The organism is Bacillus sp. SIMBA_005 (assembly GCF_046535585.1).
In the GTDB taxonomy this organism is placed as follows: domain Bacteria; phylum Bacillota; class Bacilli; order Bacillales; family Bacillaceae; genus Bacillus; species Bacillus pumilus.
Map to the genome: position 1 here is coordinate 1 of NZ_JAWRWI010000560.1, position 265 is coordinate 265.

Below are 265 nucleotides of genomic sequence, written 5' to 3' on the forward strand. Positions count from 1 at the left end.
CTCCACCAGCGGATCTCCGCTCGCCACGGTTGAACCACAGGACACTGGATCATCCATGCAGATGACGCCTTTTCCGTTAATAGTCACCCATGCTCGGGTAGTGACCGCCGTTCCCGCATGTACGCCTGTACCATCGCTATGCTCGGCAAAAGCACAGCCGTCCACCATCACCGGTACACCGTTAATTTTTAGCAACGGTTCTCCGTCAACATCCTCACGCGGTGGAAAATCGCCGTGACCTGAACTGAAGTGGTCAACTAAAACT

At 54.3% G+C, this 265-nt stretch carries 1 protein-coding gene; it reads right to left on the minus strand.

Annotated features, from left to right (window positions below):
• Positions 1-265: PAAR domain-containing protein (locus SB660_RS21295; protein WP_410584386.1), on the minus strand; the 265-nt coding region annotated here is incomplete at both ends.